The 21,352-nt window shown below is 59.6% G+C and carries 16 protein-coding genes; 12 read left to right on the top strand and 4 right to left on the bottom strand.

The window, feature by feature from the left end:
• Positions 1 to 21: 21 nt before the first annotated feature.
• The gene (locus tag AC3WQS_RS25875; protein WP_029254693.1) at positions 22 to 744 is read right to left on the bottom strand and encodes a hypothetical protein; all 723 of its coding nucleotides are present in this window, start codon (positions 742 to 744) and stop codon (positions 22 to 24) included.
• A gap of 306 nt (positions 745 to 1,050) precedes the next feature.
• Here AC3WQS_RS25875 and AC3WQS_RS25880 point away from each other — a divergent pair, with 306 nt between their 5' ends.
• From AC3WQS_RS25880 to AC3WQS_RS25895, 4 genes are all read left to right on the top strand, one after another.
• Positions 1,051 to 3,012, top strand: a complete 1,962-nt coding sequence (locus AC3WQS_RS25880) for a hypothetical protein (protein ID WP_492713172.1) — start codon at positions 1,051 to 1,053, stop codon at positions 3,010 to 3,012.
• Complete coding sequence (locus tag AC3WQS_RS25885) at positions 3,009 to 4,742, top strand: ABC transporter (RefSeq protein WP_492713173.1); 1,734 nt, start codon at positions 3,009 to 3,011, stop codon at positions 4,740 to 4,742. The genes AC3WQS_RS25880 and AC3WQS_RS25885 overlap by 4 nt, the downstream gene beginning before the upstream one ends.
• Before the next feature lie 46 nt (positions 4,743 to 4,788).
• Positions 4,789 to 5,937: a beta-mannosidase gene (locus AC3WQS_RS25890; protein WP_051636456.1), complete on the top strand. Its 1,149-nt coding sequence runs from the start codon at positions 4,789 to 4,791 to the stop codon at positions 5,935 to 5,937.
• 571 nt (positions 5,938 to 6,508) lie between these two features.
• On the top strand, positions 6,509 to 7,432 hold the full coding sequence (locus AC3WQS_RS25895; protein WP_019747444.1) for a UTP--glucose-1-phosphate uridylyltransferase: 924 nt from the start codon (positions 6,509 to 6,511) through the stop codon (positions 7,430 to 7,432).
• Here the strand turns inward: AC3WQS_RS25895 and AC3WQS_RS25900 are convergent.
• The 3 genes from AC3WQS_RS25900 to AC3WQS_RS25910 form a co-directional block, all read right to left on the bottom strand.
• On the bottom strand, positions 7,426 to 7,752 hold the full coding sequence (locus tag AC3WQS_RS25900; protein ID WP_223258030.1) for a helix-turn-helix domain-containing protein: 327 nt from the start codon (positions 7,750 to 7,752) through the stop codon (positions 7,426 to 7,428). The genes AC3WQS_RS25895 and AC3WQS_RS25900 overlap by 7 nt on opposite strands.
• A gap of 262 nt (positions 7,753 to 8,014) precedes the next feature.
• Complete coding sequence (locus AC3WQS_RS25905; protein WP_019747442.1) at positions 8,015 to 9,487, bottom strand: glycosyltransferase; 1,473 nt, start codon at positions 9,485 to 9,487, stop codon at positions 8,015 to 8,017.
• Positions 9,481 to 10,950: a hypothetical protein gene (locus AC3WQS_RS25910; RefSeq protein ID WP_264614013.1), complete on the bottom strand. Its 1,470-nt coding sequence runs from the start codon at positions 10,948 to 10,950 to the stop codon at positions 9,481 to 9,483. The genes AC3WQS_RS25905 and AC3WQS_RS25910 overlap by 7 nt, the downstream gene beginning before the upstream one ends.
• 872 nt (positions 10,951 to 11,822) lie before the next feature.
• Between AC3WQS_RS25910 and AC3WQS_RS25915 the strand changes: the two genes are divergently transcribed.
• The 8 genes from AC3WQS_RS25915 to AC3WQS_RS25950 all read left to right on the top strand — a co-directional run bounded on the left by AC3WQS_RS25915 (position 11,823) and on the right by AC3WQS_RS25950 (position 21,146).
• Complete coding sequence (locus tag AC3WQS_RS25915) at positions 11,823 to 13,343, top strand: sugar transferase (protein ID WP_205907564.1); 1,521 nt, start codon at positions 11,823 to 11,825, stop codon at positions 13,341 to 13,343.
• An 88-nt stretch (positions 13,344 to 13,431) separates the two neighbouring features.
• The gene (locus AC3WQS_RS25920) at positions 13,432 to 14,724 is read left to right on the top strand and encodes an O-antigen ligase family protein (protein WP_134771744.1); all 1,293 of its coding nucleotides are present in this window, start codon (positions 13,432 to 13,434) and stop codon (positions 14,722 to 14,724) included.
• Positions 14,725 to 15,480, top strand: a complete 756-nt coding sequence (locus tag AC3WQS_RS25925) for a WecB/TagA/CpsF family glycosyltransferase (RefSeq protein ID WP_020906566.1) — start codon at positions 14,725 to 14,727, stop codon at positions 15,478 to 15,480. It abuts the gene before it with no gap.
• Positions 15,477 to 16,373: a glycosyltransferase family 2 protein gene (locus tag AC3WQS_RS25930; protein WP_020906567.1), complete on the top strand. Its 897-nt coding sequence runs from the start codon at positions 15,477 to 15,479 to the stop codon at positions 16,371 to 16,373. The genes AC3WQS_RS25925 and AC3WQS_RS25930 overlap by 4 nt, the downstream gene beginning before the upstream one ends.
• Positions 16,370 to 17,461, top strand: a complete 1,092-nt coding sequence (locus tag AC3WQS_RS25935) for a glycosyltransferase (protein ID WP_492713174.1) — start codon at positions 16,370 to 16,372, stop codon at positions 17,459 to 17,461. The genes AC3WQS_RS25930 and AC3WQS_RS25935 overlap by 4 nt, the downstream gene beginning before the upstream one ends.
• A gap of 37 nt (positions 17,462 to 17,498) precedes the next feature.
• The gene (locus AC3WQS_RS25940; protein ID WP_047890205.1) at positions 17,499 to 18,242 is read left to right on the top strand and encodes a polysaccharide pyruvyl transferase family protein; all 744 of its coding nucleotides are present in this window, start codon (positions 17,499 to 17,501) and stop codon (positions 18,240 to 18,242) included.
• Between the two features lie 9 nt (positions 18,243 to 18,251).
• Entirely contained in the window at positions 18,252 to 19,694 is a 1,443-nt protein-coding gene (locus AC3WQS_RS25945; RefSeq protein WP_492713175.1) for a lipopolysaccharide biosynthesis protein, read from the top strand.
• A gap of 99 nt (positions 19,695 to 19,793) precedes the next feature.
• A complete protein-coding gene (locus tag AC3WQS_RS25950) occupies positions 19,794 to 21,146 on the top strand; it encodes a UDP-glucose dehydrogenase family protein (RefSeq protein WP_020906571.1) in 1,353 nt (450 codons plus the stop codon).
• Positions 21,147 to 21,352 lie beyond the last annotated feature (206 nt).

The following is a 21,352-nucleotide window of genomic DNA, read 5'->3' on the forward strand; positions in this document are numbered from 1 at the left end:
GCGGTTGACCGGCATGTCCGGTCAACCGCGCTTTTGTGTGTCTCCTCGGCCGTCGCGGCTACCGCGATACGCTAGCTTCCGCGTTTCCGCGAGCCACTCCGGAAGCATGCGCATGTGTGCCGGCCTGTTCAGGATCGGATCGAAGGACGGCTGGAGGCAATCCGGGTGGTCCTCGACTTCGTCGAGACAGAGATGTCCGATCGGTATCAACTGAAGTTGAATTCTCGCGAGGTACACGGAGAAGTGCAGCGGGGAATGATCGACCGCAGCTTTTAATGCAGACAAAGAAGTGCCGGCCGGGTGGACGCCGCGCGGTGTCACGATCAGCCACGCCGCGGCCCCGCCCGCGCGTGAGTAAGGAACCAGTGTGCTGTATCTCGCGCCGTTCCACGAGAAAGCCGGAGCTGGAAACATTTTCGAGAAGGTAGAAAGTCCTGATGTTGCGAGAAGAATGTCCCACGGGTTTTCATCTGCGGCGACATCGTGCAACCGAAGCGCCAGGCCAAGTATGTCGGGTAGGTCTCCCGGAATTCCGAGTGCTTTCGACATTCGAGCGGTGACGGTAATCGTCGACGACTCCGTTACCGGCCACCACGGGGTGGCCGGCTTCAATGTTCCCTTCAGTTCGATCCCGTGCGGGTGAAAAACCCTGGCCATGCGCAGCGATGATGCGAAGTGGAACGGTGCGCCGACCAGCTTTCCGATCGCGCTCTTGCCGGCGGGGATGATCGAATTGAGCGTCACAGCTTCCTTATCTGAGAATTCTCCGCCCCCCGAAGCGCCCAGACTGGACGGACGTTCAGGCGTGTTGACGGGCTTGCGGACGGTTTCTTTCGGCTTCCCAGCGGCAGCGATTGCTAATCATGTGACGCGCCGTAACAAAAGTCTCGCCGGTCGGGATAATTAGCCAAACGCACAAATTGGTCGTTATGGTTCGTTTGTCCGTAACGGTGCGATCGGACCTGCGACCGTCGCGAACTGGCGAGATTGCTACTCGTGATTTGTGTTTGGTGATTGCGCGGAAACAAGAAATGTCGAGGAGACACGCTGATGGGCCACTCTCGAACCTGGCTGACGCGCGCGCTGGCAATGCCGGTGGCTGTCGCGGTGACTTTGTTGCTTCCTCTCGGCAGTGTCGCCTCGGCCCAGGATTTCGAGGACGACGCAGATACTTCGGTGGTTGCCGCAGCCACAACTCCGATCTCCTTCACCGAACTCGGCCGAGGAACGGACATCGTGTTCTCTTCCGATGACGCACCAGTGTTGGTGACCGTGCCGGTGCCGGACGGACTCACCGCAACAGCCGTGACCGGAATCCTGACCGCCCCGACCGACTTCAGTAGGGGCTGGCTCGAAGTGACTTCGGACGGCAGATTGGTGAGCCGCGTCGACTTCGACGCCGGGCAGGCCGGGACCGGGTTACCGATTTCGGTTCCCTTGCAAGGTCTCGAAGTGGTCGACCGTAGCGTCACCGTGTCGATGATCGCTCACCTCGTTCCCGTCGACGACCGCTGCTACGACCGAACGAGATACCAGCCCCTCGCGCTCCGGGATGCCTTTGTCGCCTACGACGGTGCAGAGCGGCAGCCCACAACTGTTGCAACCTTCTTCCCGCCGATTTTGAGGAAGGCAACCATCTACGTCACGGATGGTTCGTCAGGGGCGCAGCAGAGTGCGGCTTTGCAACTGAGTGCAGCGATTGTCAACAAGTACGGAAGTCAGCCTGACGCCGTGGTGGTGGAGCAGCTGCCGAACGGTCAGAGTCTGCCCTCCGCTGAGCCGGGACTGTTCGAGAGAGCTGTAGTGCTCGGTAACAGTGGGGACGCCGGCATCGATCTCGCGACGGCGCCGAATGGTTCACCCGTGCTGCGGATTTCAGGGGATGACAAGACTCTCGTTCCTCAGGTCAGTCTCTTGGCGGCGAACTTCGACGGCTACTGGGCGGCGAGCAGAGCGCTGGCGTCACCGGACAACACGGTTGCCCAGATTTCCCAGGACGCCATCACCGTCGGTGAGCTCAAGCTCGGAACGCTGACGACTTCCGGTCTCAATCACATCGAGGTCGACGTCCCGTTCAGTCAGTCGCAACTGGGGCGCCCGATGAAGGATGTCTCGGTTCGAATGATTGGTTCCTATGTCCCGCTACCGAATTCGCGTAACGGAGAACTGTCGATCTCACTCGGGGATAGACGACTCGCCTCGCAGACGGTTAACGAGACAGGGCGCTTCGACATCGGCGTCGATGTTCCGAACGAACTCCTGCGTCGCGACTTGACGTTCGAGGTCTCGATGGATGTGACCGGCGACTTCCAGTGCGGCACCAGTAGCCCTTCTTCGCTCACTGTCGATCCGGCCAGCACCATCACGTCCACTACCGGATTCCCGCCGACGCCTGGAGGATTCCAGTCATTGCCTCAGTCGATGCTGCCCACACTCGATGTCGGTTTGAGTCACGGTGATTTCGCAGATCTCGTTCGAGCCCAGCGCCTCGTTGTCGCGATGCAGCGGTTGAGCTATCTGCCGCTGCAACCGCGCGTGCTCCCGTTCGGCGACGCGGCGACCAGTTCGCTGCCGGCGTTGTTGATCGCAGCGGACGGGACGCTGCCCACTCCGGTGGCTCTACCCATGGACACGGCAGATCAAGGACTCCTGCGCTTGCAGGGTCTGGAATTCGGTGGACAATACGGTGCCTTGCAGGTGGTTTCGGGTTCGCACAACGAAGTAGTGGCGCTGACGTCTGAGGGTGATGCGGCCAATGCCGACGGTCTGCTCAACTGGTTGGAAGGTGGGAAAGACCGGTTCGCAGAACTGACCGGCGATCTACTGGTCGCACCTCGCGGAGGTGAGCCGTTCGACGTCGGAGTCGACGTCGCCCCGTTGGGCACTGCGACCTCGGCCGAAGGAGAGACCGGACTGAGCGCGGTCACGATCGGCTGGATCGGATTCGGGACCGTGGTTCTGATCGCTGTTGCCGTCGGTGGTGTGCTCGTGGCTCGGCGTCGCGGACAGTGACCGTCACCGATCGCCCGGCCCAGTCCGTCGCGGTCCACGACCTACCGGGCCGGAAGCCATGGCGGATGTTCGTCGTGCTCTTCGCGATCTACACCGCGTTGGGCGTATGGATGAACGCGGGTATCGGGTTCATCTTCACCGATTCGCTCAGTCGTGTCGCCGCGGTGTCGGCGATGCTGCTCAGCCGTGATCCGCACTTCGCGGCGATCGGATTCGTATTCACCCCGTTGACGGCGGCAGTCCAGATTCCGATGGGCCTGATGGGTCATTGGTGGCCGGATCTGCTGCGGTGGAACATCACTGCGGTCGTGATGTCCGCGGCCTTCATGGCTGGCGCTGTGATTCAGATACGCGGGATCAGCCGCGACCGTGGGTGTCCGCGATGGGTCACCGTCGTCCTTACCGTGCTGTTCGCTGTCAATCCGATGATCGTCATGTACGCGGCGAGCGGAATGAGCGAAGCTCCGTTCCTCTTCTTCGTTCTGTGGGCGACACGTCGACTGATTCGGTGGATGCGCAGCGACGACGTACACGACCTCATCGGTGCGGGCCTCGCGTTCGCTCTGGCGTACCTCACTCGATACGACGCATTGGCACCCCTGTTTGTCGCGGTGGTGCTGGTGACCGTGGTGAGTTGGCTTCGTTTTCAACCGACAGCGGAGGAGCGGGGCGAGGGCGCGGGACCTGGCTTGCGGCTCTGGGCAGCAGCGCTCGACGGTGCCGTCGTGCTGATGCCGGGATTCCTGGCCTTCGCGTTGTGGTCGTTTGCCAGTTGGCTCATCACGGGTCAAGCGTTCCAACAGTTCTCGTCGGTGTACGGGAACAGTTCCATCCTGGAACAGGCTGGTGCCGGAACCGACTCACCGGTTGCCCGCCTTGCGTTCTCGATTACCGAAATGGCCGTACTCGGGCCGGCGCTCCCGGTGTTCGTGGTTCTGGCAGTCATCTACGCACTTCAGCGGCGCGACACCGAAGTGGTGGTGCCTCTTGTGCTGTTCGGCGCCATCCTCGGAGCGCAGACGTTGCTCTACCTGATGGGATCGACGTTTCCTCTTCTGCGCTTCTACATTTCGATCATTCCGCTGTGTTTCGTATTGGTCGTCCTGATCGCTCCTCGCGGAGCGCCGGTCATCACGCGTCGACCAGGGGCTGCTGCGTCGCGCTCGGTGTCGACGTACCCCGAGCAGGCGGGACCGTCTCTACCTCTTGTGATCTCCCTGTGCTTGCTGGTCGGTTCGACGCTGGTCACGTTTGTCGCGATGGGTAGTGCGCGGATCGCAGTGCTCGAGCATTCCATTGCCAGCGCGATCATTCCGGGCCGCCAGAACCTGGAGGAGCAGACGAATCTACGCACGTTTGCGGCCGAGCGTCGCATCGCCAGGTACCTGGACGACTTGGCTTTGCCGGAGGGGTCGGTTCTGCTCGACACCGTGCAGAGCTATGCCGTCGTGGCGTCGTCGAACAACCCTCGGCAATTCGTCGTGCCTTCCGATGCGGACTTCGTGCGCGTACTGAACAACCCGGCCGAACATCACGTCGAGTACATCCTGTCGGTTCCGAACACCGGTCGCGGTGTGTCGGACGCGGTCAATCGGCGTTATCCGACGATGTACGACACTGGTGCCGGCGGTGTGGGAGCACTGGTGCTCGAGGTGCCCAACGACGGCGGCATGGACCCTTCGGCCTGGCGTTTGTATCGCGTGACCGGTGAACGTCAAACGGGTCGATGAGGGAATTCGTGTGGGAGGATTGTCCGTATGACGTGGATGGTTGTAGATGTCTTCTGAAGAAGCGCGTCCGCGTGTGCGTGGCACAGTGCGTCGCCGTATCGCTGCCGCTGTAGTCAGCTTTGCAACCGTCGCGGTCGTGACAGGAATGTTCACGACGCCGGTGGTTGCCGATTCGCCCAAGACGGTTCGGGTCGGAGCGTCGTCGAGCGGAATGACACTCGACGGACAGCCGTGGTGGCCTACCGGGCTCAATGCTTATCAACTGGCCACTGATTGGTCGGTGAACTTCGGCTGTGGCGCGATGGTCGATCTCGATGCCTACTTCGGTTCTCTGCCACCGAATTCCGTCACGCGTTTCAACGCCTTCCAAGCGCTCGCGGTGAACAAGGTGTCCGGGGAGATGGATTTTGGACCGATGGACGCGGTGTTCGACGCTGCGGCGCGACACAACCAGTTCACGATTCCGGTGCTCTCACCACAGGACAGCGGGTGTGATGACGGGCTGTTCAAATCCAGGGACTGGTACACCGACGACTGGAAGGTTGCGAACCTGATCCCAGGTCGAGCCACCATGAGCTTTCAGGACTGGATGCACACCGCCGTCGACCGTTGGAAGAACGAGCCTTCCGTCGCGGCGTGGGAATTGGTGGGGGAGCCGGAACCGAGCCTGTGTACCGACGCCGCCTGCAATTGGTGGACAAGAACGTGCCCGTCTGATTCCGCGCAGGTGTTGCGGGAGTTCTTCGACACGGCAGGCGCCGAACTTCGGGCGATCGATCCGAACACCCTGATCACGGCCGGATACGTCGGGGGCGGTCAGTGCGGCACTGCTGGTGACGACTACCAATACGTGAGCGAGTCCGACTTCGTCGACATTCTGCAGTATCACGACTACGGAGCAGACGGGGTTCCGCTTCCGGGCGACCAGTGGAACGGACTGGCGCGTCGCATCGAACAGGCCACGAACGTCTCGAAGCCGTTGTTGGTCGCTGAGACAGGCGAATTGGCGGGCAGTTGTGAATCACTGGCGACCCGAGCCACGAATATCGAGACGAAGCTGACGGGGCAGAAGGCAGCCGGCACGGCCGGAGCTCTCCTGTGGGCCTTCGTACCGGATCCGCGGCCGAACGAGTGCACAATGGACATCGGGCCCGATGATCCACTCTTCGACGTGATCGCTTCACTGGCAAGTTAGGACACTGCTGGTAGTCCACTAGGAGTTCCGCCCAGTGGGAGTATGGTCACGATCTGATAACAACCTGAACCTGGCGTTGTGACGTGATGACCCTATTTCGTTTGCATCCAATGGTATTCAGTGGCATTCACCTGCGGATAACCGAACTTGAAGGCTTGTGGAGTCGCTCGGGACCATCGATGCGACGCCTCCAGGACCTACGTCCGGGTCGGCTGGGGACGGTCCGGTTGAGGCGCTGAGTTCGGAAGTTGTGTCGTACCTGTCTCTTTGGCCAGTTACTACGTCCCGCCGTGGTCAACGTCGAAAAAGGATCTCAACCGTTCGCTGCGGTAACGGGCAGTGCGCGGAGTGCCGTGTGCCCTTCGTGGAAGTGACATCGAGGGGTGCTGTGTAGCTCTCGCGCGCAACGAATTCCGAGTTCGGGTCAACTTGCGACGGCATCGGTCGCCCGGTAGACCTTGTGCGCAGGCTGTACATGCGGTGTGAGCTTCGGTCGTCGGAATGAGGGGACGATCGCTGCATGCGCGTAACGGTAATTGTGTAAAACATCGCGTGAGCGGAGAGGTGAACGATGACTGGGTGCGCTGAACGGGCTTTCAAGACTGCTGTGGTGCCGGCTGCCGGGATGGGGACTCGCTTCCTCCCGGCCACCAAGACGGTTCCGAAAGAGCTGCTCCCCGTGGTCGATACACCCGGGATCGAGCTGGTCGCAAGCGAAGCGGCGCAAGCAGGCGCGGAACGTCTGGTGATCGTCACTGCGCCGGGCAAGGCATCGGTCGTCGGGCATTTCGTCGAGGATCTGGTGCTCGAGGGCAAGCTCGCCGCCAGCGGGAAGCATCATCTACTCGAGCGTGTGCGTCGGGCTCCAGGCCTGATCTCGGTGGAGCCGGTTGTGCAGGAGTCTCCGCTGGGATTGGGACACGCTGTCGGTCTTGTCGAATCGGTGCTGGATGCGGACGAGGACTCGTTCGCGGTGCTGCTTCCGGACGATCTGGTCCACCCCTGCGGTGTTCTCGACGCGATGGCGAAGGTGCGTGCCGAGCGAGGCGGTTCCGTGTTGTGCGCGTTCGACGTCGCGCCGGATCGTGTTGGTGCTTACGGGGTATTCGACGTCCAAGCGCCTGTGGAGGGCGGTGATCCCGATGTGCTTGCCGTCGTCGGCATGGTCGAGAAGCCCGCACCAGCGGATGCTCCATCCACTCTCGCTGCGGCCGGACGCTACCTTCTCGATCGCGCCGTGTTCGACGCGCTCAGACGAATCTCGCCAGGGCAGGGTGGCGAGCTGCAACTGACGGATGCGATAGCGCTGCTGATTGCAGAGGGGCATCCGGTTCATGTCGTCGTCCATCACGGAACGCGTCACGATCTGGGAAACCCGGGCGGATTTTTGCGGGCCTCTCTCGACCATGCGCTCAGTCGCACCGAGTACGGACCGGAATTGAGAGTCTGGCTCAAGGAACGACTGGATCAGCCGGATCCGCAGCTGACCTACTGACTTGCGAGGCTATGCGACGCGGAGCGTCTCGCCAGTTCATCGAGGAGATCTCGGGTGCTGAGTGACGACAGTGAAATCGGCTTGTCGTCCAGACCCGACTCGTCGGGTGTCATGTAGCCCGCCGCGACAAGAATTTCCTGTACGTGGACGTCGAAGACGCGGCAAGCAGTTCTGATCGTGTCCTGCGTGGGAGGGCGTTTCGCGGACAGCCACCGACCGAGCTCGGAGGGGCGTATTCCCAGCGCACGCGCAGCATCGGCTACGTCTGTTTCTTGGCGAAGTTCCAGTTGATGCTTCACCCATTCCGAAAAACCGCTCATACCGGTCATAGTGCCTGAGTGCTGCGCGGTAAGCCAGTGCCGTCTCGGCACTTAAGGCGCTCGACGGCCGATCTGTGATCATTCGGCAACCAATCACCGCGGTTCTCGCGTACCGGTAGTTAAGTTTTGTGACTGGATTGTGTGTTTACCGCGACCATCTAGCTGTGTGTTTTCCGTTGAAACCCGAAATCGGGTGAAATTGTGGGTGAGGCGGACCAGTAGACATAACTCACACCTGTGTAGAACGTGAAGGATTGCGTTGTCACGTGTTCAGACCGTGGAAGGTTTTTTCCCAGTAGGACGGGTTGCGAATCAATTGGTAGGTCCCCTTGATCGCCGCGATGCTCATCAGCACCCAGTACAACGGAGCAGTCAGGCAGGCGAGGAGGAGCATCGCGTTTCGCGTTTCTCGGCACGCCACGAGGTTCATGTAGAGAACAGCGGCGTTACCGAATGCCAGAGAGATCAACGCGGGGAAATAGACGTAGTTGGGGAAGACCTGGTGGATCACTTCAGGTTGTCCGAGAATCCAGTCCAGACTGATGAGCCAGAACACCATGTTCAAAGTGGCGACCAAAGGTGTGCCGGCCATCAGAATCGTGAAGCGGAGAAATCCGATTGGGCCCAATCCTCGCCATAATTTCACGGGTTGGCGCATATGGACGAGCCACGTCTGCAAATAGCCCTTGTACCAACGCGAGCGCTGTCTGATCCAGTTGATCGTGTCACTGTTGGCTTCTTCGAGCGTGGTGGAATTCAACACCGCGGTGCGGTAGCCGCTCTCGGCAATCCGTACCCCGAGGTCCGCATCCTCCGTGACATTGAAGGGATCCCACGCACCGATCTCGTCGAGGACGCTACGTCGTAGGTGATTCGAGGTACCGCCGAGAGGAATCGGTGAATTGCTCCGCATCAATCCAGGGAGGATGAAGTTGAACCACAGCGCGTAATCGGCGGTGAACCACGCGGTCAACAGGTTCTGAGTTCCGTTGTGGAATGCAAGTTTGGCCTGAACACAAGCAGTGTTCTCCGGAAGTTTCGCGAAAGTTGCAACTACTCGCCGTAATTGGAGTGGGTCGGGGGAATCCTCGGCGTCGTAGATCGTGACGATCTCGCCCGTCGAGAAATGCAGACCGTAGTTGCATGCTTTCGGTTTGGTTCGTGGATCGGCCGCGGGCACCTTCAGAATGCTGACGACCTCGTCCACGCCGGCGGCAAGAGCGGCTTCGATAGTGACGGCGTCATCTTCCTCCAATAGGAGAAGGACTTGCATCTTGTCTTCCGGATAATCGATCGCTCGCATGGCTGCGATGAGGTCGCCGACGACTTCAGGCTCGTTGTATGCGGGGACCAGAATGGTGTACGTGGGAAGGTCGTCGTATGAAAGAGCCAGTGCCTCTTCGTCACTGATCGTCATGATCGAGGACGCATCGAGACCCCTCGTGAACAAGATCAGACGGTCGACCATCGCCCATATGTATCCAATGGTGCAGATCAGTGTCAGCGCGATGAGAGTTGGGACGAGGAAGAACACGAGGCTGACGACGACTAGTGCGAAGCCTGCCAACAACGTATTTCGCTGCCACGGATAGAAGGCCACGGAGGCGGACGAGATCGGATGGCGCTCGCGTAGACCGTTCACTGCATCGTGCAGGGCGGCCTCGCGGTACTCCGCTGTATCCGGGTCGCCGCTGACCACAACACTGTTGGACTGGCTTCGGTTTTCGTTCACCACGTCTGAGCCTCCACGAGTAGTCGAGCGAGTGCTTCGAGCATGTCCAGGTCCTTGTACTCGGATTCGGTGTCTTCGGTCGAGGTTTCACCACGCAGTAGAACGGCGAGAGTATTGCTACCGTTGGACGCCATCGACGGCTTCGGTTCGGGGAAGTAGGCGTCGGGATCGTGATTGTCGACGCTGATCAGGCTGACTCGCTGCGCGGCTCCGTCGCCCCGCGTCCAGACGAAATTGAGATTGCTCCATGTGAGAAGGAGAGCGTCGTCGACGATCGTGTACATCTCGGCGACGATCCCGTGCGGCAACTCCACCGTGACCGTCGGGCTGACTCTCGCGTTCTCCAGGTCGTAGGTGGTCTTGCTGGGGTACACGGCGAGCGTGGAGGGCCGCCGGACCTGGACGACGTCAAGCTGTACCGTGCGAGGCCGCATCTGCGCGTCCCAAGCGGGATTCGGAGTGTCGGCCCGAATTGTCTGACGGCTCAGTTCGGAGGTGCTGCCGAAGTACCGACGGGGCCAGTCGTATTCGGATGCTGCAATCTGATGCCAGCCCAGTGGAACGACCAGTCGAGGATCGGCCGTAGCCGGAGGCGGACCGACGTTGACGGTCAAACTTGTCGGTGGCAGCGGTGTGAAGAACATCAGCACTGCGGCGGCAAACACCGCAAGGATGGTCCAGTTGCTCGTGGCTGTCGAAGGCTTTCGGAGTGGTCGATCGAACGGTTTGAGCGACTTTCCCCGGCGTTCGTACAGATAGAAGGCGCCACCGACGACGATTGCGGTTCCGAGCGCCGGAAACAACTGCACGGCGAAAAGCGGAGCAGTGGGATACTTCTGAATCGTGACGTAGAGAACCACCACACCGAGCACCGTTGCGGCGACAAAGGCGATCGCCCCTCGCCTCCACGTTCTACTGACGGCGATCGTGGTCGCGGCAGACGCGACCAGCACCATGAGGACGCTGTAGTCGAAACGGGTCCCGCCCATTTCGGTCGCGATGGCGCGGTAATGTAGCGGCGCCAAGATGACCGGGACCACCCAGATTGCCCAATACCGATTGACCGGACGGAGGCCGAACATCAGAACCGCTGCGCTCCAGACGAATACCCACGCCGCGATCACGTCGATATGCATCAATTCGTAGGTCTCGGCAAAACGCGGCAGCAGGAGCGCTTGGAGTCCCAATGCGACGAAGAGGCCGATGCAGCCGACTATCTTGTCGGTCTCGCGATCGTGAATAGGAAGCTCCGGGCCGCGCCTCAAGTCTGTTCCGACGGAGGCAACCAAACACAAGAGCGGTAGAGCGAAGACGTAGCCGATGGCAGTTCCGCTGGCCGTGCTCTGCCAAAGCTTGGTCCAGGTGGGCCAGAATGCAAAGATCGTGGCGAGCGCGATCATCAACCACCGCACTGCGAGTCGAGGAATGATCCCGGACTCGGAGCGGATCTCACGAATCTTCAACATTTCCAGTTCCATTCGCTTGCTACCCGACATCTGCGTGCGATTCGAGGCTGCGCACCGCTAGGGACTGCCGACCATCGCCGTCGGTCCGGCGCCACATGCAGACATTACTTGATCAAGACATATCGCCCTCGCCACGTCGAGGCGCCGGTCTCTGAGCAGTCCGGCCGGACGCCTCACGTGCTCGCATCTCACATAGTGGGAAGTTTGAAATCTTTTTTTCGCTTCCCAGTGCGGGCCTTGGCCGGCCGGATGGCATGACGAGATTTTCGGTCTGCCGAATTACTCCGTATCGAAGGGTAATTCACTTTCGGATTGCAGAAAGTTCAATCAAGTTCCGCGGATTCGACCTACGGGGACATAGGTCCCCAACGTGCAGGGACGGTTCTCGGTTGCGTGGATGCGGGTCCAGTTACCCATGCGAAAGAACTGTGGTCAGCAGTGAGAGGCAATGTCCGCTTTGTGAGCTATTGCGGTCGTCGGGACCTAAGCCCTGGAGGTTTCCGTGCATTTGCTGAATAGCTGAATTATAGCTACCAACTGGTAACTGCATCGCAAATGGCACCGTGGCTTTACGGCGATCGAACGTGAACGATCGTCCAACATTCTTCGGGTGTCTGCTGGGAAGAAGAATTGCCGGTTAGAGTCTTGACCTGCAACATTATTCGAATTGAACTCCGGCCTTCGAGATGTTCTCATAGTACTCACGCGGCACGTGCAATGCCTCCAGATTATCGAGTTGCAACGTTGCCGACACCTAAGCGGAACATTTGCTCTTCTCCATCTTTTAGTTGTGCCTGAAGCTTTCGGGCGCAAACCGGAAATTCCGAAGAACGGTCGGGGCCTGGCGGCTCGCAAACGGGAAGGTTGGTCAGATGTCGGCATTGGACATGTCCATGGCGCCGTCGCTCGGGTATCGGCGTCCGCGCATCGTGCCGGACTCCCGTGCGGAGTTTTCCTCGCGTGCTGCGTGGCAGCATCGATACATACGTGCTCTGACAGTGACGGATTCGCTGATTGTCGTTGGTGCGGTTTCGGCCGCTCAGTGGCTTCGATTCGGCGCCGCGCCGACCGCCGTCGACGCTCGTGAGCTCGGGCAGTTCAGCTACACCGGTTTGTCCATCGGTGTGGTGGTCGCGTGGCTGGCGACGTTGCAGATATTCAGGACGAGATCTGCGAGTGTGATCGGAAGCGGTCCCGAGGAGTATCGACGAATCCTGGTGTCCGCGATGAGATTGTTCGGCGTCATTGCGATCGTAAGCCTTTTGCTCCGTCTCGATATTGCCCGGCTCTACCTCGCATTCGCGTTTCCTGTCGGCCTTCTCGCGCTGCTGTTGAGCCGTTGGCTCTGGCGTGGGGTGATCGTGCGACGGCGTACTCGCGGTGAGTGCCTCACATCTGTACTGGTGGTGGGCAGCAAGGATGCCGGCGCTGAACTCGCACGAAATTTCGAGCGAGGTAGCGCAGACGGTTTCCGCGTGGTCGGAGTATGTGTGCCGGGGTTCCTTCGGCACGCGGACGAGTCCATCACGGTCGACGGGCGTGACATACCGCTCCTCGGCGGTGAGACATCGGTAGTCGAAGCGTTGGAACTGGTCGGCGCAGACACCGTTGCGGTAACGGCAACGGAGCATCTCGGCTCGGATGGCATACGTGCGCTCGCCTGGGATCTGGAATCGCGGGACGTAGATCTCGTCGTTGCGCCCAGCATCGTCGATGTGTCGGGGCCACGCCTGTCGATGCGGCCGGTGGCCGGTCAGCCTTTGATACGCGTCGAGCGTCCGAAATATCATGGTGCGCAACGCTTTGCGAAATCCTCGTTCGACGTGATCTTCGCGTCACTGATACTGGCGGCAATTGCACCTGTTCTCCTGGCCGCTGCTCTGGCGGTCAAGCTCTCGAGCCCGGGCCCGGTGTTGTATCGAGCGGAACGAATGGGGCTGGACGGGAAACCGTTCCCGATGCTCAAGTTCCGTTCGATGGTCCAGAACGCAGACTCGCAGGTGGCATCGTTGATGGCCCAGAACGACGGCGCGGGTGTGCTCTTCAAGATGCGCGACGACCCGCGCGTTACACCGGTCGGGCGCTTCTTGCGCCGTTACTCGATTGACGAGCTGCCCCAGTTCGTCAATGTTCTTCGGCGCGAGATGAGCGTTGTCGGCCCCAGGCCGCCGCTGCGTCGCGAGGTCGAGGCCTACGACGGAACTGTCAGTCGCCGACTTCTTGTCAAGCCGGGGATCACAGGGCTGTGGCAGGTCAGTGGGCGCTCGGACCTTTCTTGGGAAGAGACTGTACGACTGGATCTTTCGTACGTCGACAACTGGTCGCTCATGGGTGATGTCTTGATCGTCGGCAAAACGTTGAAAGCGGTATTGGCCAGTGACGGCGCCTACTAGTTTCCCGCTTACCGATGCCCGCAACGAAATGACTGGCGCGTCGGCGCTTCGCGCTCCGAGCGAATCGACGAACGATCACAGCCGGAAGATGTCGAGCGCCTCCTGGGTAGGCATCGTTGCCGGTGCTGCCGCGGCTCTTACCGGAGTTTCTCTGCCTGGCCTGCCCTCGACGGTCAATGCATCACTGCCAGTCGCAGCGCTGGCTCTGGTCATTGCATGCCTGGCATCGCCGCGGGGAAGCATGGTTCGGTTTCGCTTGCGGGCGTTGGATGCATTCCTCCTGCTGTACGTGACGGCCATCGCGTTGGTCGAGTATTTCGACGTAACCTATTCGGACGCCGCCTTTTCGCTGTCGACGATCCTGAACCTGGTCGGTGTGCTTGCTGTGTACTTCGCGTGCCGACTGGTCGTGACGAGCGCAAACGACGGTCTCCGTGTGCTCCAGGGCGTGTTCATTGCAGCGATTCCGGTTGCAGTGCTGGGAATCTCCCAGATGCTCGGCGGCCGTCAGGTCAGCGAACTTCTGGTGAGATTCACCATTGCACCGGGATTGCAGGGCAGGCTTGATCTCGGATGGCCATTGCGCGCCACGAGCACCCTTGGCCACTGGACGGCGCTGGGTGGATACCTGGCCATCGCAATCGCCATCGGCTGTTATCTGATTGTAGAGAAATCGGGTTCGCAGCTGATCCCCAAGCCTTTGGTTCTCGGCGTTGGCATCCTCTTCGTCGCTCAAGTGTCGACATTCACGTTTGCGCCGATCTTGGTCGCGATCGTGACGATGCTCTACACGGCAGTGCAGGTCAAGATTCGATTCATCGGCCTTCTCTCTCTGGTCAGTATCGGGGGCGCGGCATATTTGCTGTTCGACGAGCAAGTTGGCGATCGACTGACCTCGCAACTGAGCAGCCCGTCCAAAGATGGTCTCCCTCCCTGGATTCCAGAGACCATCAGATACCGCGTCGGGATCTGGAATAACGAGACCGTCCCGGCCATCCTGGACAGTCCGCTGTTCGGGCACGGGGCGAATGTCTACAACCGCATTTCCACAGGGACGGCACCTTCGACGTTGCGATGGCCGTCTCCTGAATCCGAGTGGATGAGAACGGCTGTTGCCAGTGGTGTTGTGTTGGCTGTGCTGGAGGTGGCACTTCTCGTCTACGCCGTCCGTAAGGTATGGACGGCCTCGGACCTACCGGGCGTCACCAGTTTTCGCACAATCGGAATCGCACTCGTCGGGATTCTCGTCATTTCTTCCTTTCATTCGCATTTCAGTAGCGGGTCGGTGGCGATGATGTTCTGGATGGTCGTCGCCGTTGTTCTGAGTACGCAGGATTCTTTGACTATGTCGGGCAAGAACAACTATGGGCGGGTCAGTTGAATGGATACCATCGATCTGTGGGGAATACGCGTGAAACCCTGTGCGCCCGATGATGTCATCGAATGGATCAGGAACAATCAGGGTGAAAAGAAGGTCTTGCTGAACCATAATCTGCACAGCACGTATCTCCACCTCACGAATGAAAAGTTTCGCAGTCTCTATTCCAGTTCGGATCTGACTCTGATCGACGGGATGCCGATACTGGCGGCCTTGGCAATTCGCAGATTTCGGAGACAACAACCGTCGCTGAGCGTGTCGCAACGCTGTGGTTCGACGGACTGGATTCCGCTGGTCGGTGACATCGACGATGGGATTCGTATCGCGGTCATCGGTGCCAGCCCGAGTTCCAATTCATCTGCTGTGGATGCGATTTCAAGAATGGCGGAGCATGGCGAAGTTCGAGGGTGGAGCGGATACGCGGGCAAGGAAGCGCTGATTTCCGAAGGCTTCGAGTCCCTGCGCACATTTCGACCAGATCTCGTATTGATCGGATTGGGTATGCCGATCCAAGAAGAGTTCTTGCTCGATCACTGGGATGCATTGCCCACCGCCGTTTTTGCAACTGTAGGCGGGGCCATAGATCAACTGTCCGGACAGCAGCGCCTGGCTCCTCGGTGGACAGGCAAGTTGGGTATCGAATGGCTGTGGAGGCTGGCTTCGGACCCGAAGAGGCTTGCGTCGAGGTATCTGGTGGAGCCTTTCAAGCTGATGCGTGTGACTGTCGAGTTTCAGTTCGAGAGACGAGGAATTCTGTGACCGATGGAGTAAACGACCAACTGGTCACCGTCGTAATTCCGTCGCTGGGGCGGAGTGAACTGGTTCGCACGATCGAGAGTGTTCGGAACCAGACGCACCGCGATATCGAAATCATCGTCGTGCTGGATACCGCCATGGACGAGGGTGGCACTGCAACCGGTGCGGACATCGTGCTGACCACCGGGGGCGGTCGAGGTGCAGCAGTGGGAAGAAACATGGGAGTCGCAGCGGCTTCCGGACGCTTCGTCGCGTTTCTCGACGACGACGACTGGTGGGAAGCAACCAAGATCGAGAAGCAGATCGCCAGTATGACTCGACAATCAACCGAGTTCTCCTACACCGCAACCTACTTCCACTCAGGAAACACAGTGCGTACTCTTCCGATCACTCGGTACGGTGCGGGCTCGTCGATGGGCGACTACCTGGTCTTGCGGCCTGGGTTGCGGCACGGGCACGGATACGTGCAGTCGAGTTCGATCATGCTGACTCGTCGACTCGCCCAGCACGTCGCCTGGGACGAATCACTTTCCAAGCATCAGGATTGGGACCTGGTGGTTCGGCTCGAGGAAGAAGTAGGCGAGAAGGTGTCGTATGTGGACGAGCCTCTCGTTCACGTCCAGCAGGCCAGCAAGAGTTCAATTTCGACTGTGCGGAATTGGAGGCGAAGCGTCCCGTTCTACGACAAGCACGCATCGTCGTTGGGGAAGACGGCGAGGGGCGACTTCATCGCCACGCAAATACTGAGATCTGCACTGGCTGCCGGCGACGGACAGGGAATCGTGTACGCAGCATCCGGGCTTTCGAAGGCCCGTGTTCATCCGGCGGCACTGATCGTCTCGCTCTACGGTGCGGTCGAGTTCGGGAAGCGACTTCGTCAGCGGGTGGCGTCGTGAGTCGGAAAATCGTGGTGTGGGATCCCAATCCCTTCAATCCCTACGGGGTGGAAGTCGCCCGAGTGATTGCGGATACGCATGAGTCGGTGCTTCGCTTCGGCCGGCGCGGTCAGGGGATCACTCACGATCTGGTCAGATCCGTCGGTCTGCTCCCTCCGCCTGCAGCAGGCTCTCGCAACATCTGGGTGCTGGTGCAGTACCTGGCGGGGCTTGCGGCATTTGTCGTATACGGAATCGTTCGACGGCCACTCGTTGTGGTCTGTTGGATGAATTCCGAATTGGAACGACGAATCATTCGTGGGCTTCAGTTTTCGGGATGCCGGACGCTCGTAGTAGTGCACAATCCCGTCAAGAGTCGGGACGATGCGGACGATCACCCGATCATCCGTTCCATTCGTTCGGGCGCGAGCGGCTTGTTGGTTCACGACTCTTCGCTCCGTGCGGGAGTCGGAGAGTATGCGAACGTCCTGGTCGCCGCGCACCCCGCCTACCTTGCGTGGTCGGAGTCCACGGAAGGAGCGATGCGCCTTCCTCGAGATAGTTCGTCGGCAGCCCTCTATCTCGGAAGTGCTCGCGCAGACAAGGGATTCGACGTGTTGCCGAAGCTGGCGGAGGATCTGGCGCATCTGAACATCAGGCTGCAGTGTGCAATCGGAAGGCTGACATCTGGGGAGAACGACCTTCTCCGTCGATCCGAGAACATCGATGTTCTGGCCGAACCGTCTACACATATGTCGGATGTGGACGTACGCCGATACATGGAGTCCTCATCCGTGTTGGTGGCGCCATACCGGGATGTCACTGCATCCGGAACCATCTTGATGGCACTCACAGTGGGATTGCCCGTGGCCGCCTTCACATCGGACGTTCTCCTGGAAACTCTTTCCACCGACAGCCTCGCAGATACCGGAGACACGAAGATGCTCGCTGATTGTGCTGTCCGCGCAAGCGAGGCGGACCGCGCTGTTGTTGCAGAAAGCGCTCGCAATCATGACATCCGCGCGACGAGGGAGTGGGCGCTTGCCGTCCGCACGGTGCTCGACGAGACGATTCCTCATGTTCCCTCGACTAGGGTCGCGAATGTCTGAGGTCGAGGTTGTCAACTGGAATCCCAGGAACCAAGTCGTGATCCCAGGTATTTCGCGAAAGCTGCGAATCGGGCGACGAATCAACAACTTCGGCGACCTTCTAGGTCCGGTCGTGGTCGCATGGATGTCGAAGCAGAGTGCCAGACGGGCGCGCAGCAAACGCGACCAGCGGCTGCTGGCGGTCGGGTCCATCATGCACATGGCGAGAACTGGAGACTGCATCTGGGGAACGGGGGTCAACGGCAAGATAACTCCGGACGAGTATCGCTTCGATGCGCTCGACGTCCGGGCAGTTCGTGGACCGCTTTCGCGTGAGTTCCTGGAAATGCGGGGAATTCACACTCCGCCTACGTACGGCGACCCGGGATTGCTCATTCCTTCCGTCTTTCCTGATCTTGTCGAACTCACGAAGAACCCTTCGCGCGACGTCGTAGTCGTTCCGAATCTGAACGACCTGCCGCGGTGGTTCGACACACCGTCGGTTCTCGACCCAACCGAGGATTTGCAGACTTGCCTCCGAACTATTGCGAGCAGTCGACTCGTCGTCGGCAGTTCGCTTCACGCCGTGATCGTTGCCGACGCGCTGGGCGTTCCAGCGCGATTGATTCCCTCAGGTTCGGAAGCGGAATTCAAGTATGCGGACTACTACCTCGGCACCGGCCGCGAATTGTCCACCGCACCAACTGTGAAAGCTGCTATTTCAATGGGTGGCGCGCCGGGCCTGGCGTGGAATGACGGACCGCTTCGCGAAGCGTTTCCCCACGATCTCTTCGGAAAGTAGGCGCACGCGGTGGGATTGGGTACAACCGCTGCACGCGGCTCCGCAATCACGTTGGGGGGACAATGGGTCAAGTTTCTCATTCAGTTCACCTCGATCGCCGTACTTGCGAGGGTCCTGAGCCCGGACGACTTCGGCAAGATGGCGATGGTCATGGCGGTGGTCGGAGCTGCAACGGTGATCGGCGATTTCGGGCTTTCCCTTGCCTCCGTACAAGCGTCGGAGATATCGGAGAGTCAGCGTTCGAATCTCTTCTGGATCAACACGGCAATAGGATTGCTGCTGACGCTCCTGGTCTTCGCCGCAGCGCCATTGTTCGACCGGTTCTACGACGTCGACGGGCTTTCCGACATTGTCAGGGCGGTATCGGTGATCTTCGTGCTGAACGGGCTCACCGTACAGTTGCGAGCGGATCTGACCCGGAATTTGAAGTTCGTGAAACTGACGGTGACCGAAATTGCCGCGCAGGGGATCGCGTTGGCCGTAACGATTCCGCTTGCCCTGTTGCACTACGGAGTTTGGTCACTCGTTGCTCAGCAAATCATCGTTTCGACGGTACTCCTGGGCAGTTCCGCGTTGCTGCTGCGCTGGATTCCGAATCGCCCGACACGCAATGCAGACATGCGGTCCTTGCTGTCGTTCGGGACCAACACCATGCTGACGCAATTGGTCACCTACTCGAGTGCGAACGCGGATTCCGTTGCACTCGGAAAACTGCACGGCAGCACCGAAGTCGGTGTTTACGATCGGGCATATCAGCTCTTCAAGATACCGATTGCGCAATTGGCCACGCCGATGACACGTGTTGCGTTGCCGGTGCTTTCGCGAATTACCGATCCTGCTGTCTATATGGCATATCTGGTCCGAGCTCAGACCGTACTGTGTTACGTCATGCTCGGTGCGTTTGCCTACGCGGCAGCCGTGGCGTACCCGTTGATGGATCTCGTGCTCGGAAGTGGTTGGGATGCTGCGGCACCGATCTTCCGGATCCTCGCTGTAGGTGGTGCATTTCAAGCTTTGTCATACATCTATTACTGGGTGTTCCTTTCCACTGGCCGAGTCGATGTGCACCTTCGGTACAGCCTTGTGGGGCGCGGATTGATGATCGTTGCAGTCTGTGTCGGTGCGATCTTCGGAAGCTTGGGCACGGCGATCGGGAGCAGCGTCGGCTTTGTTGCAGTCTGGCTGATCTACTCGTTTGTCGCCATTCCACGGATCGGAATCGGGACAGGGCCCTTGGTCCGAAGCGCTGTGCGGCCGATGATGCTCTTCGGTGCGATGTTCGGCGTCGCCTCACTTTCTCTCACCCTTTTTCAACAGGTTCCGAGTTTCGTAGCGCTCGCACTTGCGGGAATGGTCTGTGTCGTCTTCGTGGGAGTTGTTGCCCTGACTTCCAAGTCGGTGCGTTCGGACTTGAATGCACTGGTGGACACGTGCAGAAAGGTGGTCGGTTGACAGTGCCGTTCAACGACCTCCGAAAACGGAGTACTCGGCCACACGGGAGTGGATGCCCCGACGACCTCGTCCACATGAACTTCGACCGAAAGGTTTTCAATGACTGAGCTCCGCCCGACTGAATCGATTTCGCGCCGGATGACTGTATTCGGTACCGGTTATCTCGGGGCGACCCATGCGGCGTGCATGGCCGAGTTGGGCCACGAAGTCCTTGGCGTCGACGTCGACCCGAGCAAGCTTGCCATGCTCGAAGCCGGAGAAGTTCCCTTCTACGAACCAGGCCTCGAGGAGGTGCTGCGGCGCAATATCGCGGCAGGTCGTCTCCGATTCACATCGTCGTACGAAGAGGCCGCAGAATTTGCCGACATTCACTTTCTCGGTGTGGGTACTCCTCAGAAGAAGGGGGAATTCGCGGCGGACATGCGGTTCGTCGATTCTGTCGTCGACAGTCTCGCACCGCTACTGACGCGGCCTGCCGTGATTTTCGGAAAATCCACCGTACCGGTCGGCACCGCGGAGAGGCTTGGTGTCCGAGCACGAGAATTGTCACCGGCTGGTCAGGACGTCGAGGTGGCTTGGAACCCGGAATTTCTCCGAGAAGGATTTGCAGTCAAGGACACCCTGCACCCGGACCGATTGGTACTGGGCGTGGACCGCAACCGCCCGGGGCGTGCCGAATCCGTCGCTCGCGAGGTCTACGGGAAGATCCTGGACGAGGGTACGCCCTTTGTCGTCACGGATCTTGCAACGTCGGAGTTGGTGAAAGCGTCAGCCAATGCATTTCTGGCAACCAAGATCTCGTTCATCAATGCGATTTCGGAAGTATGCGAAGCATCGGGTGCCGACGTGACGGTACTGGCGGACGCAATCGGGCACGACGAGAGAATCGGTCGAAAATTCCTCAACGCCGGAATCGGTTTCGGCGGCGGTTGCCTACCCAAGGACATTCGCGCATTCATGGCGCGTGCAGGCGAATTGGGTGCAGATCAAGCTCTCACATTCTTGCGCGAGGTAGACAACATCAACATGCGTCGTCGGACACGGATGGTCGAGTTGGCGCGCGAGGCTTGTGGATCGTTGTTGGGAGCCCGAGTAGCTGTGCTGGGAGCTGCGTTCAAGCCGGACTCCGACGATGTTCGAGACTCACCGGCCTTGAATGTCGCCGGCCAGATTCAACTTCAAGGTGCGGCTGTCAGCGTGTACGACCCGAAGGCGATGGGAAATTCTCGATCGTTATTTCCGACGTTGACCTATTCGGCGAACACGGAGGAAGCCTGCGCGGGTGCAGATGTCGTCCTGATCTTGACGGAATGGGCGGAGTTTCGTAAGTTGCTGCCATCGGATCTCGACGACATTGTTCGAAAGAAGGTTGTCATCGACGGGCGGAATTGTCTCGAACCGGCAATCTGGCGAGATGCCGGGTGGACCTACCGAGGGCTCGGACGACCCTAGGGCTCAGTTCAATCGGCTCGAACCTCAACTCTGTTTGGAAAGTCGGGACCAAGGTCTGTTGGTTGATTGTCCAGTCGTCACCGGAGATTCCGATCGGATATCCAGTAACGCATCGGCATTCGTGTGGTGTCGAACGGCAACTGCCGGCGAGTGCACCGTTTGCAACCCACCGCACCGCGGTGGTCGACGATTCCCTCGCTGATTGT

Source organism: Rhodococcus sp. FW305-130 (genome assembly GCF_058788335.1).

Bases quoted from the DNA above. Each gene is read 5' to 3' on its own strand.
- AC3WQS_RS25900 (WP_223258030.1), bottom strand. From the start codon at position 7,752: ATGAGCGGTTTTTCGGAATGGGTGAAGCATCAACTGGAACTTCGCCAA.
- AC3WQS_RS25910 (WP_264614013.1), bottom strand. From the start codon at position 10,950: ATGTTGAAGATTCGTGAGATCCGCTCCGAGTCCGGGATCATTCCTCGA.
- AC3WQS_RS25950 (WP_020906571.1), top strand. From the start codon at position 19,794: ATGACTGAGCTCCGCCCGACTGAATCGATTTCGCGCCGGATGACTGTA.
- AC3WQS_RS25920 (WP_134771744.1), top strand. From the start codon at position 13,432: ATGTCGAGCGCCTCCTGGGTAGGCATCGTTGCCGGTGCTGCCGCGGCT.
- AC3WQS_RS25880 (WP_492713172.1), top strand. From the start codon at position 1,051: ATGGGCCACTCTCGAACCTGGCTGACGCGCGCGCTGGCAATGCCGGTG.
- AC3WQS_RS25895 (WP_019747444.1), top strand. From the start codon at position 6,509: ATGACTGGGTGCGCTGAACGGGCTTTCAAGACTGCTGTGGTGCCGGCT.
- AC3WQS_RS25915 (WP_205907564.1), top strand. From the start codon at position 11,823: ATGTCGGCATTGGACATGTCCATGGCGCCGTCGCTCGGGTATCGGCGT.
- AC3WQS_RS25890 (WP_051636456.1), top strand. From the start codon at position 4,789: ATGTCTTCTGAAGAAGCGCGTCCGCGTGTGCGTGGCACAGTGCGTCGC.
- AC3WQS_RS25925 (WP_020906566.1), top strand. From the start codon at position 14,725: ATGGATACCATCGATCTGTGGGGAATACGCGTGAAACCCTGTGCGCCC.